Genomic DNA, 14,765 nt, shown 5'->3' on the forward strand with positions numbered 1-14,765 from the left:
ATCATGCGAAAGCTCGTTGTCCTTGCAAACGCACTCCTGCGAAAACAGCAAAAATGGACACCAAAACCCGCTTGATTGAAACGGATACTTTAGTGTCAGACATATGGAGCGTCCCCTTTGTTGCTATGTCGCCTGCGGTGACCCATGGCGAGAGCTTGAAATCATTATCGACGGCAACATGGGACCTTTGCGGCGATCCGAATGAAACGAGACCCGCAAGCCACATTGTTCCTCCCGTAATTCCAAGGAGCGGTCAGTTTCGTGATCGACGCATGACGCCTCGGCCGAGCAGCTTAACGTCGTTTGCCGTTTCCACGTTTGGCTGATCTTCGGTGAATCTCCCAATAACTATAAGTGCTTAGAGTGTCATTTCTCCCTGAGCCGGAACCGACCCCATACTTCGATGGCGCAGCTCGCGATAAGAGTTGGCTGGTGCTCTGAAGAAACGCCGCTCTCGCCTTGATCGGAGACGTGGGTTTTATATCTCAAAGTATCTAAATCATACAGGATATGAAATGCCGAAATGGCAGCTCGTATTTCATGGCCGCTTCAAAGGCGAGATCACGGACTGTGAATCGGTAAAATGGAATGACCCCGCCGAGATCAACGATGTCAGTGGGTTATCGTGCCGATCGGCGTCGGGATCCCTTGCCGCTTCACAATCGAGAAGAGGCAGGCGCTCTCGCATGTGATCCTGAGCCGTGTGGCTGCGAAATATGGTGCAACGATCATCGATCCGCTTCCAGCCATCTGCGGCAGCGATCGTTGCGATGCCGTGCGAAACGGTCTGCCGCTTTATAAGGATGCCGATCATCTCACGGCGACGTTCGCGGCGACCTTGAGCTCGCTCTATCTCCCGGTTTTGTCAGAGCTTCGCAACTCCGCCGCTGCCAACCCAACTCATTGATCGCTGTCGTCGTCCATACCGGTCCAGACCATGCGGATCAGCAGCGCGATGAAATAGAATGAAACGAACAGGATAAATGCCGCCACCCCGTAATGCACATTCTCCATCAGCTTGCGATGATGCTTTTCCAGCACCTCGCCCATATTGTAGGCAACGATCACCAGAACAGTGAGTACGACAGACAATAGAATAGGCCAGCTCTTTTTGAGGATTGTTGCAAGGCTGTGTAGCATCGGAATATCCCTGGATGATATCAACCAGACTTTTGGGGCTTCTGCTTTCATCGATTCAACGGTCTCGCGCTGACTCATGGCTGGGCGGCTCGGTGCTCATTGCGGGCGGCAGTCCACACCTCGCGGGCGGCGTCCGCGTTCATCGCGGCGATCGCCAGACCAACAATCAGGTCTGGCCAGGCGGAACGCCAGACAAAGGCGGTAACAAGACCGGCGGCAATGATGGCGATATTCGCAAGAGTATCGTTGCGGGCGGATAGGAATGCGGCCCGCGTCAGACTGCCGCTATGGCGGCGGTAGCGGGTGAGCATCAAGGCGCATGAAAGATTGACGGCGAGCGCCCCGAGACCCGTCAGCGTCAATGGCAGTGGATCGGGAACAACCGGCATCATGAACTTTTGCCATGCCGTCCAGATGGTGGCGAGGCCCGGTACCAGTAATATGCCGGCAAGCGCCATGCCGACGCGGGCGCGATTGCGGACACTCCAGCCGAGCGCGAGGGCAATCAGCAGATTGATGGAAGCGTCCTCGAGGAAATCGATGCTATCGGCGAACAGCGAAACCGAGCCGATCGACAGCGCCACGAGAAACTCGATTCCAAAATAGCCAAGGTTCAGGAAAGCCACTTGCCTAACAGCCCGCTTCAGACCTTCGCCCATCAACATGTCATCTCCATTTCTTCTCGTCCGCCGATTTGGAGACATTGCTTCGCGTCTCCTCATGGGCCTCGAACACCTGTTTGGCGAAGGTGTCGAGTAGAGCCTCACAGGCCCTCAGACGTTCCTGAGCTTCGACGGCAAGGGGAGCTCCGTAGAAGTCGAGTTTGGCGATCTTTTCGAGCCAGTCCTGCAGTTTCTTGAGATCGGCGTCGTTTTCCTCAAGTTCGGCATAGGAAAACTTCCTGGCCGCCGTTTCCTTGGCGATCTCCTTTTCGAAGTCTCCGCAGCGTTCCAAAAACTCATGATAGTGCTCGTCGCGATCGGCCTTGAACCGGGCGGTCACCTTCTCCTGTTGGCTTCCATCAGCCGCGGCGGTCTGCAGAATGACCGCTTCGCCACCCATCTCGACGATATCGTTCTCTAGTATCTTGAAGCGTCGTAGATGCTCATCCGTCTTTGGCAGCAGGCAGACGCCGTTCTGAATATAGATAGCGCCCATGCCTTTGATCTTGCGCCAAAGCGCCACCCTCTTCGTCGCGGGATCCGAGGGAACCTTATAGGTCAACAGCAGCCATGATGCGTCACTCATGGTTCTTGCCGTAATGTAACGATCGTTGCATATCAATCGCTACAGTATAGAGGTGAATAGGCGCGTCGAGGCTGGGCGGATTTGGTTGAGCCTCGATCCTATCAGGAAGGTTAATCTAGTGGCGACGAGGACATGTGCTCGCTCTGAGCCGCGCTAAGATACTCCTGCAAATTCTGCAGGCTTTCGTCCATTGCGTAGGTTTTCGACAGATAGGGGATGCCAATATGGCCATAGGTGATGGAAAGCTGCTCTGCGGCCGCCTTGGCACTCATACCGGCAATTTTCTGGCTGTATATGACGGCGGCAAGACCGGTTCTGTCAGCGCCTGCCTGACAGTGGATGAGGATGGGCTTTGGCGCTGAGCGCAGGATATCGACCAGTTGATCCGCCCTCTCGGGCGTCATGATTTTCCGCGCTGACATTTTGAAGTCGATATGCTCGATCCCCAGGCGCTGTGCCGTTTTGACTTCTTGATCGTACCAACCATGTTTGAGGTTCTCGCCGCGCAAATTGACGATCGAGCGGATGCCGTTCTTACGCACGTAAGTCTCGATCAGTGTTGGTGAAAGTTGAGCGGAGCGATAGAGTTCGCCGGGGATGACGACGTGAAAATTGCCATCCCATTGCAGCACGGCGAGATGAATGCCGAACGCCACGGCCGGAGCCGCTATTATGGCGGTCAGGAGGCCGCATCGTTTCGCGTTGCGTGACCGCAGCCACTGCCATTCTGAATTCATTTTGGTCGTCGACTGGATAACGGAACATTCCGGCGGCGAAAGAGCCGCACCGAGTGCATCCTTCGGATGGTTCCCGGGAGCAGCCGCCGAGGATGTTGGACAGTCGGAGCCCACGACCGTTCTGATACGTGCGGTCAGTTCGTCAAGGCTGAACGGTCTGACCAGATAGTCTGCGGCGCCGAGGTGGCGGATTCTGCGATTGTCTCCGTGATCGCCGACGGAGATTATGATCGTGGGTGTCGCGAATGAATGTGTCCGCAAATGCTTCAGCAGTTCCAGCCCGCGGCCATCGGGCAAGCCAGGATCGAGAAGGATTAATGAATAGGAAGTTTTCTCCAGTGCGCGCATCGCCGCGTGGAGATCGCAAACGCAGTCGATTCCCCAGCCTTCAGCCGCGACGTGATCGCGCAAGGCGTCTGCCAAGATTGCATCATTCTTGACCAATAGTATTCGCACGTCGATCCCCGGCTTGCAGATCTGCGCGATGCATGCCCCTTATGCTGACGTTCACCTGAACTACAGATTTAATTATGTCATCCTAAAGTAACCATAGGCTTACTTCGCGCGCAGCCGGACACGACATGGGGGAGCGGCGTTACCGTGAGTCGCCAGCAGCCGCGGCTCTCCGCCAATGCGGGTGCCGCCTATTCGGATGGCGATAAGCAATCAGCGTCCCGCTGGACCGCGCCTTGTGGCGGTTGGACCTCCTCGGACTATAATAGGCTGTCGTCGCTACTCCATTTGGCCTATCCCACGCCCATTTGTCGAATTGAGGAGAGGCATCGCCAATCTTAAAACTTATGTATGCAAAAGCACTCGATCAACATGACCCACAAGCTAATGGTGATCGCCGGGTTTCTGGCGATGGTCGCGCTGGTCTTGAACGTGCCGCATGCCCACTCGGGAAAAGGTCATCATGACCTGGCATGGGGAGCGATGCCGGCTGCGTCGATGGGGGCTTTGAGCGAATGTGTCGCAAGCGATGGTAACGGGACGAAGCAGACGGGCCATCCACTTTACCTTTGTAAACGTTGCACTGCTACTCATTCAATCTTGGACGTCATTTGCCCGACACTCTTTTTACCACGCCTTTCGGCTGGGCAGATATATTTCGTGTTGCAGCGGCCACCGCCGTCGCCTGTCGATTCCCGACGCTTCCATTATCCTCCGTAGAGCCATCTCACTCCTGGTACACTGGGTTTGATTAAGCGGTCTCCCTCCTTTCCTGGATCAACCGGGAAGCCGGCGACCGCATAGCCGACAATGGCGCAGCTCAGCATTTCCGTTCCCGCCTGATTTACGTCGGCGACTGATCTCTGCCGCACAAGAGGAAAGTCAATGCCACGTTCAAAGGAGTTTTTGATGTCCACTATCATGACAGGTTCTAATTCTCTCCGTCAGACCCCCGTTCGCTTTTGCCGCGCGCTGTGGGAGACCATCCCCAGTTCTATCCGGCGAACACCACCCATGTTCCGCGTTGGACGATATATCTATCGCAACTTCAGCCGGTATAACGGGCGGTTCCAATCCCACTATACGCAATTCATGCGCAACCCACCGCTGTTGTCGCTGATCGGAACGCTCGCATCCCAGTATCCGCGCGACAGCAGACTCAAGATCGCGTCGATTGGCTGCAGCACCGGAGCGGAGTTGTATTCCGTCCTTTATACGATCAGGAACCTGAGGAACGACCTGCGTATTGAAGCGTACGGAGTTGACATAGCCGATGTCGTGGTCGATGCGGCTAAGCGAGGCGTCTACCAACCGGATGTTCCGGCGGCTGAAGGAAGTCTATATGCTGCCGGCAGGGCTGAAATCGCAAGCGTCGATGTATCGTCGCTCCTCGGCATTCTGCAACCTCTTCCAGATGGATCGATGCATGTGAGAGATTGGGTAAGGCAAGGCATCAACTGGGTGACAGCGGATGCAACCGATGACAAGCTGCTGGAACTTCTTGGGCGACAGGATTTTCTGCTTGCAAATAACTTCATGGGACCGATGGAAGACGATGTAGCGGAACGATGCCTCCGCAACCTCACAAGACTGGTCGCGGCAGGCGGATATCTGGTCGTCGATGGAATCGATCTCGACATTAAAACAAGGGTATTGAAGCCATCCGGATTTCGGCCCGTGCTGACGAACCAGGAAGAAATTTGGACCTCGGAGGGGCTGAAGGCTGGTTGGCCCTGGCTTCGTTGGGCGCGAGAGCCCATCGACCGTAGCGCGGTGGACTGGGATCTGCGATATTCTGTCATCTTCCGTCTTGAAGACCGATAAACCGCGAATGCGCCGGCCGCCATCGATCGCCTTCACGCGGTCCAGGGCCGGTCCTTCCTTGATGGAACATGGCCCATGCTTTTCTCGATCGGAAACGCACAATCGCAGGATCAGTCCGGCGCGGATGGAACGACCCAACGACGCCTCATGCCGATGGTCGTGGCCGGTGGTGCTTGGATCGTCGCGGCGAAGATCGTTTCGCAGCTCGCGCAAATCGCGACGTTCTTCGTCGCGGTGCGAGTGCTGAGCCCAGCCGAATTCGGGTTGTTCGCGTTTGTTTCCGCAGTTGCGATGCTGCTGGTGGTGGTGGCGGAGGGCGGATGGGCGGAATTCCTGATGAAAGCACCGCATGAGGATGACTGCTTCGACGAGGTCGCCACCACCTCACTTCTTAGCGGTGCCTTCTTCACTGCTCTCGGTTTGGTCGTCGCCACCATCTTTTACGTGCTCATGAAGGACCAGATGTGGAGCCTGCTTCTCGGCTTGTTCAGTTGCTGGATGCTGCCCTCAGCGCTGACCGCAGCTTTTGATGGTCTGCTCGTGGTCGACGGGCGCTTAGGTCAGCGTGCAATCGTCAGGGTAATGGGCGAGGTCTCTGGCTTGATCACCGCTGCGGTGCTGCTGCGGCTGTATGGGCACGCATCGGCACTGGCTGCAGCCAAAATAGTGTGCCAACTCATTCTGCTGATCGGATCGATATGTGCCACCAAGCGGCTGCCGCGGCTGCGCCTGACGAGGTCCATGTTTGCCGAGATCGCGACGTTTTCGCGCCAGATCGTCGGAAATCGTCTGATCGTATTTCTCGGCTCGTATTCGGGTACCTTGGTCGTGGGAAGTTTTCTCGGGGTAGCGGATGCGGGATTCTACCGTGCGGCCGAACGTGTTGTGGCAGTTGTCTCGGAACTGTTGGGCGAGCCGACACGATCCTTGAGCTGGGTGGTGTTTCGGCGCGCCAATCTGAATCCCGACGCGCCGGCGCGATCGGTCGGCTCCGCGGGTGTCAGATTCCTTGTTGTCCTGCTCGCCATTGCCACGCCCATGTATCTGGGACTGGCGCAGCTGGCGGAGCCGGCCGTTCATCTGGTACTTGGCGAAGTCTGGCTGCCGGCGGCGTCGATAGTTCCCTTCCTTTGTCTGCGCCAACTGTTGCTTTCGCCTGGATACATCAATGAGGCCTCGTTGTCCGTGGTTGGAGCGATCCGATACCGGCTGCCCGTCACTCTGTTGAACGTTTCCGTCTCGCTCGCGGTCATCGTTTTGGTTGCGCGGTTCGGGCTTAGAGAGCTGGCGATCGCCCAATGCTTCACGGCGGCATTCGCGCTGGCGACTTGCATTGTTTTGCAGACGAAGTTCGCAACGGTGAATTGGCTAACGATTTCGAAAGCTTTCATCATGCTGATCTTGCCGTCGAGCCTGATGATGGTCGAAACGGTGCTGCTGATCCGTCTGAACTTCTCCGAAGATTTTCCTTGGCGAATTGTGATTTTCTTTCAGATCACGATTGGCGTCCTGATGTACGCCTCCGTGCTGACCGCTTTGCTTGGACTAAATAGGGCTCTGCTGCAAAAGCTTCGATTGTGCCCGAAAGAGCGCTGAGAATTTTCAGCGGGACTTTTGATGAGCGATTTCAAGTGGCGTCATTTTGAGGGCGAGGTCGTCCGTTGGGCGGCCTGCTGGAATTGCCACTATGGTCTCAGCTACCTTCTCGACGCGGAAGTACTGGGCCGCTTGGGCTGCGGGCTGCGGTGCGGATTTTCAACGTCTGTGCATGTTCACGGCCGCTGCGCTGATGACGGAGGGGCGCAACGACGTTGAACATTGGCGATAGGACGGACCCGCCAATGTCGTCGTCTGGCCGACGCTCTTCGAGCGCCTCCGGCGTATCGTGCTTGGATCCTCGATGATGGCGATCAACGGACGCATCCAACGGGAAGGGGAGGTGGTGCATCTCGTCGCCCAGCAGCTGTTCGATCTGACATCCGATCTCTCCGGCCTTGCCGATCGCGATGAGGCCTTCAGGCTGCCGACTGGTCGCGGCGACGGGTTCGCGCATGGGACGCCTGGCAGCCCGGATTCGCGACGGCGGGCGATAATGAAGGCACGGGAGATCTATGTGCCTGATTTGCATATTGATACACTGAAGGTGAAGAGCCGGAATTTTCAGTAGATGCGAAAACAGTCGATCTGCACTGGACAACGAAGGAGCCCGTAATCCCATCAGGCAAGCGGCACACACAGGCAAAGCGTTCAGGCTTAAATTCGTAGGCTGACGCAAGGTTCCGCGTGATGGAACCTCTTTGCCGACCATGTGGTTTGGTGTGCCGAAATAAGATTGGAGGATGCGATGAAAAGAATGGTCGTCGTTGGGATTTTGGCGGGCATACTTGCGGCCTGTCAAGCCAGCCAGGAGGGACTGAAGCCTATTCCCGGAAGTATCACCTATGGCGGGCAGCCGAGCCAACGGCTGCAAAAGTCACCGGTCGGCAGCATCGTCCCCCACATATTCACGGATCAGTGGGGCGAACGGGTACGCGAGACCTACATCTTGCAGCCTGATCGCAGCCTGAAGCTCGTGGATCGCGTATATCTCGACAGTCCTTTCGATTGAAACGGCCACCAGGAGATGAAGGGATGCTGCGCAAGGCGAGCGCCTGCCTTAGCGAACAGACGGAATGGATCGATGGTTCGACTCCCATCACATCAGGTTTTTTGTCAATAGTTCATTTTGGTGGCATGACAAAGCCTCCTTTGTTCGCGGATCCACAGTCTGAGCCCATCGCTTTACCGGCTCGTTTTCGAGCCAGTACAACCTCACATCCGGTCGCCGCTTCTGACGGCAGGCACCAATTTCCCGCTTTCGCGGGCGCGGGCTCAGGAGAACGGGACCAATCTCAAGACCGGCAGTTGGTCCGTTCACCTGGATCCGTCAGGGCTGATCACACCCTGAGGATTAGAATTTGCTTTTCACACCCGTTTCGCACGTCAGGCAGCTTTCATGATTGCACCTTCGATCACGACGCCGGAGCTCACGTATTTCCAGAGTGCAACGAGCAGCTTGCGGGCCAGTGCCACAATCATCGGCTTTTTCAGACGACCGCTGTTTTGAGCGATGCGCTCCTTGAACCAACAAGTGAGTGCCGACTTCGGTTGGTGCCGCAACCATAGCCAGGCGAGCTCGACCATGGTTGCTCTTAAACGCGGATTTCCAGCCTTTGACACGCCCTGTTCGCGATTGACGTTACCGCTTTGCCAGGGCGAGGGGGCAAGTCCTGCGTAAGATGCGATTTGGCGTCGATTGTCGAAGTGTCGGAACAGACCTTCCGTGTAGAGTATTGTAGCGAATTCCGGCCCTATTCCTCGGATGCCTAAAAGAGCGGTCGCTTCTTTCGGCGTTGCCGGCGTCTCCTGAACAATCAGGGCATCTCGCTCGGCTTCGACAGCCTTGATTTGTGTGAGTAACAATTCGAGGCGATCAAGTTCTCTGCAGATTTCGGCCCTCAGGTGTTTTGATAATGGACGGCCATCGCCAGTTCGAAGCTCGTCCAGACGCTGCCGTCGATCCCGATTGACGGGTTCGTACTCCTTTATTCCTTGTGTGAAGAGCAGACCCTTTATGCGATTGACGTGGAAGACACGCTCCGCAATCAGCGTTTTCCGCTCCCGCCCAATCCGTCGGTTGTCGTCTTCCTCGGGTGTCAGAAGCTTGACCATTGAGCATGCACGAGGCTCGCCACGTTTCCATGCCATCAACGCGCGGATTAGCGTTTCGCCGTCAATACGATCAGTCTTCGCTCGACGATGTCGACGCGGCATGGCGATCGATGCAGCCTCCACGATGTGGCTTTCTATCCAGGCTTCCTTGCTCAGCACGCGCCCAAGCCAGAAGCCATCCAGTCCGGCTTCTTGAATTACGACCAGTGGGTACAGTCTGTCCTTCCGCCGTTTTGCTTTCTGGCGAAGCGCTGCGAAGCATGCAAATAAGCCGGCGATGTCACCTCCCGCGACGGTGTGGCGGGACATCTTCTCACTACCAGGCAACAGAGCCGTCACCAGCCATGTCGATTTGCTTAATTCCAACGAGACGAAAATTGCGCCAAGATCGACGAGGGTAGCGGTCTGAGCTTGAGATTGATCTGCTGTTATCGGCATGGTTGGCCTCCAGAGAGTTTTCTAGCGACCTCACTCTGCCACCGTGCAGGCCGCTACTCACCCCTGATGGGATCTCAAGAGCTGATAGCATGTGGCAAACTTACCCTCGCAAGCTGATGCACCATTTTGCAGACGGCAGGGTCTCAATTCTCGAAGCGGCCGTCACGCGCGTCCCGAAGATCATCACTGTCGAGAATGTCGAGTGCGAGATTATCCTCACCAAATTGCAAATCGCTGAGAACAAGCAGGTGCTTCCGTGACGGCAACCCACGCAGGAGCTCCCTAGTATGTGCGCGTCCGGCCGAAGGAGCGCAGAAGGAGATTGACTGATACCGCGATCTTGTCGATGTCGCGAATATCCTGCGAATAGTCTCCCGTATAGAGCTTCACGATCATCTGGTCTCGGATGGGACCTTCGAGGTCGAAATGGAGGTGGAGATAATAGGCCTGCCGATCGCCACCCCGGCTTACGCTTCTGCCCCGTTGGGTTACCTGCTTCAGTTCGGCTTCGAAGGGTGCAAAACCCTGCAGGTGCAGCGATACAAGTTTTGATCCGAAGCGCGAATCGACCGGCACGGCGACAACGGCCTTATCAAGCGCCAAACTGACCAGTCGGCCGGGGATATGATCCACTGATGCCGGCTCATCCAATTTGAACGCATGAAACAATCGCTGTGGCTTCTCAAAGCAAATGAGGGATGCGATGACTAAAACGACAATATTGATGCCTGCCCAGAAAGCGGCGACCGGCGAAAACTGCGCCTCGATCTGTGTAGTCTCGGGAACAATATCGATGAGCAGTCCAAGGCCTGTGATCGTTATCAAAGCCGCGATCCAGGCAAAGGTATATTTGTCGAATTGATTTGCCTGGTTGCCGCTGCCTTTTGGTGTCACCCTGAACGGTTTGCCGAACGGCCTTATCAGGCTCGACACGACGGTTGGTAGCATTCGAAAGGTCGCGAATGTCCCAACAGCACTTGAGATGACGGGCAAATAGCGCGTCGGCGTTATCCAGAGCATCAGAAGGAAATAGGATGCAAGCAGCGGGACCTGATAGGAGACGTAGTCGGCGATATCGGTGAAATAAAGTGGCAGGAGCCCGAACCAGAGATAGACGATCGGGATGATCAAGATCATCAGCCGCACCAGATACTGGACTATCCATGAAGCGGGCAGAAACATGCTCCGCTGGAAGAGGGTCAAGCCCGGACCGCGCAACGGGCCATTATGCAAATAAAGCGTCTGAATGCCGCCCTGGCACCAGCGTTCGCGCTGAACGAAATAGCCGGTCAGATTTTCCGCAGCGAGCCCCATCGACAGCCGCTCGTTCAGGTAGCGCGTCTTGTAGCCTTTGTTGAGCATCGAGAGTGTGGTCAGCAAATCCTCTGTGATGGATTCTGTCGGGAAGCCACCAATCTCCTCGATCGCCTTGCGCCGAGCGATCGAACACGAGCCACAGCAGAAGCTGACATCCCATCCGTCGCGGCTGGGCGCGATCTCGTCAAAAAACAGCCGCTGCTCGTCCGGCCATATGTTCTCAAGCCCCAGATTCGTCTGGACGGGATCGGCATTGAAGAAGTGCTGCGGCGTCTGGACGATACCGATGCTTTCGTCGGAAAAGAAGGGCAGTGTGCGGCGAAGAAAGTTCCTATAGGGCACGAAGTCGGCATCGAAGACGGCAACGAATTCGCCCGAGCTGACTTGCAGACCATTATTCATATTGCCCGCTTTGGCGTGAGAATTGTCGCGGCGGGTGACATGAACAGCGTTTTTCTGTTCGCAAAAAGTCTTGAGCCAGTCGCGGCGCTGGTCGTCGAGGACATAAACCTTGAGCTTTTCTGCAGGGTAATCGAGTGAGAGTGCGCCGACAATTGTTCGCTCCAGGACGTCGAGCGGCTCATTGTAGGTGGGTATGAAGACATCCACCGTCGGCAGTTCGCGTTGGTCACGCGAAAAAAAGATCTTACCAAGCTTGTCTGCCTCGCGGCTCCGGTCGACGTAGCGGCTCATCAGGATGAGGAACAGCACAACGTCGGTAAATGCCAGGAGTTCGACGATAAAGACGAGCCAGACCCAATAGAAATTCGCCCCATCATAGGGGTATGGAAGGACGGTCTGCGTGAACCGCCAAATCATGTAGCGTAGTGCGACGGCCGCGACGAACCCGCAGGTGGCTGTCCTCGTCCAGCTATGATGACGCGACCAATTGAATGGGCCCAGCAGAAAGAAGGCTGTTACGAAAAAGGTTGGGGCGAGGGCTAGAAGATACTGAACCACAAGTTCTTGACCCATTTCAAAACACCAAATCCGTGCCTTGGAAAGCGGACTTGGACCGAACGTCCCACTTGGCAGAAATTTTCGAAGTCACCATTCATGAAGGAGGGTTCGAGACGAACCCTGATGCGGGCATTGCGCTGTGATGTAAGGGGCAGACTAGCCGCAAATGAATCGGTTTCCGTGGCCGCCGAGCTGCCCTTTACAGAAACGACCGAACCTTTGAAAACATCGCTGCGCCCGAGCAGCCGAACCTGCGCGCCGAGCCCAGGATAGATCTCGTCATAGTCAACTTCGGGGACGAGGATGTCGACGAACAGCTCCCGACAATCGAGAAGTCGCATCAGTTCATTGTTGAGCACGACGTTGGAACCACTGACGATGCTTCTGCTCCAAACAACTCCATCGAATGGCGCGGTCACGGTTGCCGATTCGAGGCTGCTGACGCGAATGCCTTCTTCCGTTAGTTGCTTTTCGACTTCGGCGGCGCGGGTTTCATTCTCCGCGATCCGCGAATTCAGGTCGCTGATGTGGACGATCACCTCATCCTGGCGCTGGCGGGAATATGGCACGTCATTCTGTCCATCTCCGAATACGAAAATACCCTGTCGAACGGCGTTCAATCGCTGTTGCAATTGATCGACAGTCAGGTTGCTCACTTCGACCTCGCCTCCGGTCGCCGCGCCGGCAGCGCGTGCTGCGTCCACCATCCGCTGGGTGAGTATGCCCTTGGATTCCAGTTCCTTCCGGCGATCGAGGTCGACCTGCGCGGCGAGATCCTGTGCCTGCGAAACCTCGACCCTCTTACGCAGGATCTCAACTTCGCGTTCAAGATTGGAAATCGTTGCCTGCTTGAAGATTTCGAGCCGATTTCCCAGCTGATCGCGAAGTTGCGTGAGATCGTCGCGTTCTTTTTTCAAAGCTGCCACGCGATCGAGAGCGGTGTTTCGCTCGGCCTCAAGCGAAGCCAGAACGGCACGGTTCACGCGCGGATTGCTGATTTCCACGAGAGTTTCGCCGGCTTTCACTGGAATGCCAACCTTTGCCGGCTCGCCCGAAATCACACCATCAATGGGCGCGTTGAGGAGAGCCAGGCGGGCATTTACGGTGCCATCTCGGCTTGTATAACCCGTGATTGCGGGTAAGGAGACGACGATAGCAAGCGCCAGCAGCAGAACGCCGACGGTGACGCGGGTAATGCGATGATTCCAAATCATGTCAGCTTGTAGGACCAGCGGGGTTAGCGGTGATAGATCCGCCGACCTTGGCCGACAGAAATGCAACTAAATCTTGTGTAATTTAGCCTGACGGAATTTAATGGGCAAGTGGTCGCGATTTGCTTGTGTTAATGAATCAGAACATATTGTCCCATTGGCGGTCGGCTCAGGTTCAAGCCTCGCCCCGCACCTGCCGGCGAATATCGTTGGCGAGTGGGTGCAGGTCCACGCCTAGAAGCTGCCAGCCGCCTTCGCCTTGATCGGTCAATCCACCAAAGCCAATGTCCGGTATTGAGGAATTTCAAACAGTTGGCTTTTGCAACGACAGGGTCGGCGGTTCGCTTTCTACTTCAAGAGCAAGTATGTGTTTTCCTTTGGCTGGTTCAATACTCCATAGAGGCGGCTCGACATGAGGGATCCCCAGGCTCTTACCCGCTTGCTGTGAACGGACGAATTAGATAGCTCTGTGGCTCCCGGACGCTTCCGCTGGGCATTGATCGACCCGTCGCTGACTTGTCGAACTGGTGATCGATTGAACGCGCTCAGCTTGCTCCGAAAAGTGCGCTCTTGAGATTCGTCTCTATGAAATCGCGTCCTTTGAACAGGATCGGCGTGTTGTGGGTGTCCGCACAAGCGTAAGATAGGCAGTCGGCGAAATTGAGTTGGGCGGGATGGCCTTTACCCTTGCCGTAGGCGGCGAAAGCTTCGACAGCGCGCCGCGCGATCGTATCGGTGATTGGGATCACGGTGATTTTGGCTGCGTGAAGAAAAGCGTCGAACATCTCCTGGGCATCCAAGACCTCCAGGCCAAGAATACGCGCCAGGTTGATGGTCGCTTCAAGCCGGACATGCGCGCCGGTTTGCCGATCCGTGGCGCTCTCGATCGCGGCCAGATAGGTATCGGCATCCGCCTCTCCGGCAAGGATGGCGACGATTGCTGAGGTCTCTATGAACATTATTGACCCCAGAGCGCGTCGCGTTCCTCTCTGGTCAAGGGCGCGGCGGGCGGAAACTTTGCCTTGGCAAGTCCGCGTGCGCGGATTTCCGCGACGTGCTGCCTTAGGGGAACAGCTTCATCGGCCCGCTCAATCTCGTGCTGTAAGGCAAGCTTGATAGCGGCGGTCAGGTTTGGGGCGCCGCGTTTGCGCATAACAGCTTCCGCCAAGGTGCGAACTTCCCGATCACGGATGCTGAGCATATGGCGTCCCTTTATGTCATGACAACGATTGTATATACGTATGGACGAAATTTGTCCATACAAGAGTGAGTCCCACCATTTGACTCTCGTCTATATGTGTTTAACCCAGTAATAACCAAGGAGACCCGGTCGACAGCTCAGCTGTACGCGACAGGTGGCGACGCGTACTGGATTGCGGGGCTGTCAAATTCGCAACACTTGCTGGGTCCTTTAGTTTTCGAGCTTCTAATGGATGGACAGCCACCGAATTGATGATGTTATGGAGCGGGCTCCGTTTTGGTTGAAGGCGACTCGATTTATGGTCTTTCGGCGTTTCAAGATGCTCCGATCGCGTGCCTTGCGTAGTAGTAGTGGCGCGTCTGAACTTTACGAGCCTTGGGTCTATGACGCCTTTGATCGGTTTGAGCGTGAGATGGAAGCGTTCTGCCGGCGCTTGCTGTTTTCAGTTGTAATTTGAAAGTCGGGCCCGGCAAGGTCGGGAATACCCGATGTAGTAGCGAGGGGCCGAATCTATCTGCGCCCCCT

Annotated in this window: 15 protein-coding genes and 1 pseudogene; 7 read left to right on the forward strand and 9 right to left on the reverse strand. The window is 56.0% G+C overall.

What is annotated here, in order from left to right; all coding sequences use genetic code 11:
* Both FBZ97_RS34645 and FBZ97_RS33845 read left to right on the forward strand, forming a co-directional pair.
* On the forward strand, positions 1–326 hold a 326-nt coding region (locus FBZ97_RS34645; protein WP_210248776.1), incomplete at its 5' end, for a hypothetical protein.
* A 299-nt stretch (positions 327–625) separates the two neighbouring features.
* Positions 626–907: an SGNH hydrolase domain-containing protein gene (locus tag FBZ97_RS33845; RefSeq protein ID WP_281406145.1), complete on the forward strand. Its 282-nt coding sequence runs from the start codon at positions 626–628 to the stop codon at positions 905–907.
* Here FBZ97_RS33845 and FBZ97_RS33850 read toward each other — a convergent pair.
* From FBZ97_RS33850 to FBZ97_RS35145, 4 genes are all read right to left on the reverse strand, one after another.
* Positions 901–1,218, reverse strand: coding sequence for a hypothetical protein (locus FBZ97_RS33850; RefSeq protein ID WP_145324602.1), 318 nt, complete (start codon positions 1,216–1,218; stop codon positions 901–903). The genes FBZ97_RS33845 and FBZ97_RS33850 overlap by 7 nt on opposite strands.
* Positions 1,215–1,799, reverse strand: a complete 585-nt coding sequence (locus FBZ97_RS33855; RefSeq protein ID WP_113420128.1) for a cation diffusion facilitator family transporter — start codon at positions 1,797–1,799, stop codon at positions 1,215–1,217. The genes FBZ97_RS33850 and FBZ97_RS33855 overlap by 4 nt, the downstream gene beginning before the upstream one ends.
* A gap of 7 nt (positions 1,800–1,806) precedes the next feature.
* On the reverse strand, positions 1,807–2,388 hold the full coding sequence (locus tag FBZ97_RS33860) for a Chromate resistance protein ChrB (protein WP_145324600.1): 582 nt from the start codon (positions 2,386–2,388) through the stop codon (positions 1,807–1,809).
* A gap of 110 nt (positions 2,389–2,498) precedes the next feature.
* A complete protein-coding gene (locus FBZ97_RS35145; RefSeq protein WP_348642398.1) occupies positions 2,499–3,581 on the reverse strand; it encodes a response regulator in 1,083 nt (360 codons plus the stop codon).
* Between the two features lie 906 nt (positions 3,582–4,487).
* Here FBZ97_RS35145 and FBZ97_RS33870 point away from each other — a divergent pair.
* From FBZ97_RS33870 to FBZ97_RS33885, 4 genes and pseudogenes are all read left to right on the forward strand, one after another.
* Positions 4,488–5,402, forward strand: a complete 915-nt coding sequence (locus FBZ97_RS33870; protein WP_246661948.1) for a CheR family methyltransferase — start codon at positions 4,488–4,490, stop codon at positions 5,400–5,402.
* A gap of 75 nt (positions 5,403–5,477) precedes the next feature.
* Positions 5,478–6,998: an oligosaccharide flippase family protein gene (locus tag FBZ97_RS33875; protein WP_145324594.1), complete on the forward strand. Its 1,521-nt coding sequence runs from the start codon at positions 5,478–5,480 to the stop codon at positions 6,996–6,998.
* A gap of 241 nt (positions 6,999–7,239) precedes the next feature.
* A pseudogene (gene dnaE2 / locus FBZ97_RS33880) lies at positions 7,240–7,569 on the forward strand (error-prone DNA polymerase); the annotation flags it as partial.
* A gap of 177 nt (positions 7,570–7,746) precedes the next feature.
* Positions 7,747–8,010 carry a hypothetical protein gene (locus FBZ97_RS33885; protein WP_145324592.1) on the forward strand — a complete coding sequence of 88 codons (264 nt, stop codon included), beginning with the start codon at positions 7,747–7,749 and terminating at the stop codon, positions 8,008–8,010.
* A 374-nt stretch (positions 8,011–8,384) separates the two neighbouring features.
* On the opposite strand, the gene FBZ97_RS33890 is transcribed toward FBZ97_RS33885, so the two are convergent.
* A complete protein-coding gene (locus tag FBZ97_RS33890; protein WP_186449600.1) occupies positions 8,385–9,551 on the reverse strand; it encodes an IS110 family transposase in 1,167 nt (388 codons plus the stop codon).
* An 89-nt stretch (positions 9,552–9,640) separates the two neighbouring features.
* On the opposite strand from FBZ97_RS33890, the gene FBZ97_RS34600 reads away from it, so the two are divergent.
* Positions 9,641–9,811, forward strand: a complete 171-nt coding sequence (locus tag FBZ97_RS34600; protein WP_156090781.1) for a hypothetical protein — start codon at positions 9,641–9,643, stop codon at positions 9,809–9,811.
* A 22-nt stretch (positions 9,812–9,833) separates the two neighbouring features.
* On the opposite strand, the gene FBZ97_RS33895 is transcribed toward FBZ97_RS34600, so the two are convergent.
* The 4 genes from FBZ97_RS33895 to FBZ97_RS33910 form a co-directional block, all read right to left on the reverse strand.
* Positions 9,834–11,828, reverse strand: a complete 1,995-nt coding sequence (locus tag FBZ97_RS33895; RefSeq protein WP_145324606.1) for a glycosyltransferase — start codon at positions 11,826–11,828, stop codon at positions 9,834–9,836.
* On the reverse strand, positions 11,810–13,042 hold the full coding sequence (locus FBZ97_RS33900; protein ID WP_113355620.1) for an HlyD family efflux transporter periplasmic adaptor subunit: 1,233 nt from the start codon (positions 13,040–13,042) through the stop codon (positions 11,810–11,812). The genes FBZ97_RS33895 and FBZ97_RS33900 overlap by 19 nt, the downstream gene beginning before the upstream one ends.
* A 542-nt stretch (positions 13,043–13,584) precedes the next feature.
* On the reverse strand, positions 13,585–13,998 hold the full coding sequence (locus FBZ97_RS33905) for a type II toxin-antitoxin system VapC family toxin (protein ID WP_186449601.1): 414 nt from the start codon (positions 13,996–13,998) through the stop codon (positions 13,585–13,587).
* On the reverse strand, positions 13,998–14,240 hold the full coding sequence (locus tag FBZ97_RS33910) for a type II toxin-antitoxin system VapB family antitoxin (protein ID WP_113355626.1): 243 nt from the start codon (positions 14,238–14,240) through the stop codon (positions 13,998–14,000). The genes FBZ97_RS33905 and FBZ97_RS33910 overlap by 1 nt, the downstream gene beginning before the upstream one ends.
* Positions 14,241–14,765 lie beyond the last annotated feature (525 nt).

The organism is Rhizobium sp. ERR 942 (assembly GCF_007828395.1).
Classification (GTDB): Bacteria; Pseudomonadota; Alphaproteobacteria; order Rhizobiales; family Rhizobiaceae; genus Rhizobium; species Rhizobium dioscoreae.

What these genes read in the sequence shown, in the direction of transcription:
- FBZ97_RS33900 (WP_113355620.1), bottom strand. Translation starts at nt 13,042, where the DNA reads ATGATTTGGAATCATCGCATTACCCGCGTCACCGTCGGCGTTCTGCTG.
- FBZ97_RS33910 (WP_113355626.1), bottom strand. Translation starts at nt 14,240, where the DNA reads ATGCTCAGCATCCGTGATCGGGAAGTTCGCACCTTGGCGGAAGCTGTT.
- FBZ97_RS33905 (WP_186449601.1), bottom strand. Translation starts at nt 13,998, where the DNA reads ATGTTCATAGAGACCTCAGCAATCGTCGCCATCCTTGCCGGAGAGGCG.
- FBZ97_RS33875 (WP_145324594.1), top strand. Translation starts at nt 5,478, where the DNA reads ATGCTTTTCTCGATCGGAAACGCACAATCGCAGGATCAGTCCGGCGCG.
- FBZ97_RS33850 (WP_145324602.1), bottom strand. Translation starts at nt 1,218, where the DNA reads ATGAGTCAGCGCGAGACCGTTGAATCGATGAAAGCAGAAGCCCCAAAA.
- FBZ97_RS34600 (WP_156090781.1), top strand. Translation starts at nt 9,641, where the DNA reads ATGTGGCAAACTTACCCTCGCAAGCTGATGCACCATTTTGCAGACGGC.
- FBZ97_RS33855 (WP_113420128.1), bottom strand. Translation starts at nt 1,799, where the DNA reads ATGGGCGAAGGTCTGAAGCGGGCTGTTAGGCAAGTGGCTTTCCTGAAC.
- FBZ97_RS33870 (WP_246661948.1), top strand. Translation starts at nt 4,488, where the DNA reads ATGTCCACTATCATGACAGGTTCTAATTCTCTCCGTCAGACCCCCGTT.
- FBZ97_RS33860 (WP_145324600.1), bottom strand. Translation starts at nt 2,388, where the DNA reads ATGAGTGACGCATCATGGCTGCTGTTGACCTATAAGGTTCCCTCGGAT.
- FBZ97_RS33890 (WP_186449600.1), bottom strand. Translation starts at nt 9,551, where the DNA reads ATGCCGATAACAGCAGATCAATCTCAAGCTCAGACCGCTACCCTCGTC.
- FBZ97_RS33885 (WP_145324592.1), top strand. Translation starts at nt 7,747, where the DNA reads ATGAAAAGAATGGTCGTCGTTGGGATTTTGGCGGGCATACTTGCGGCC.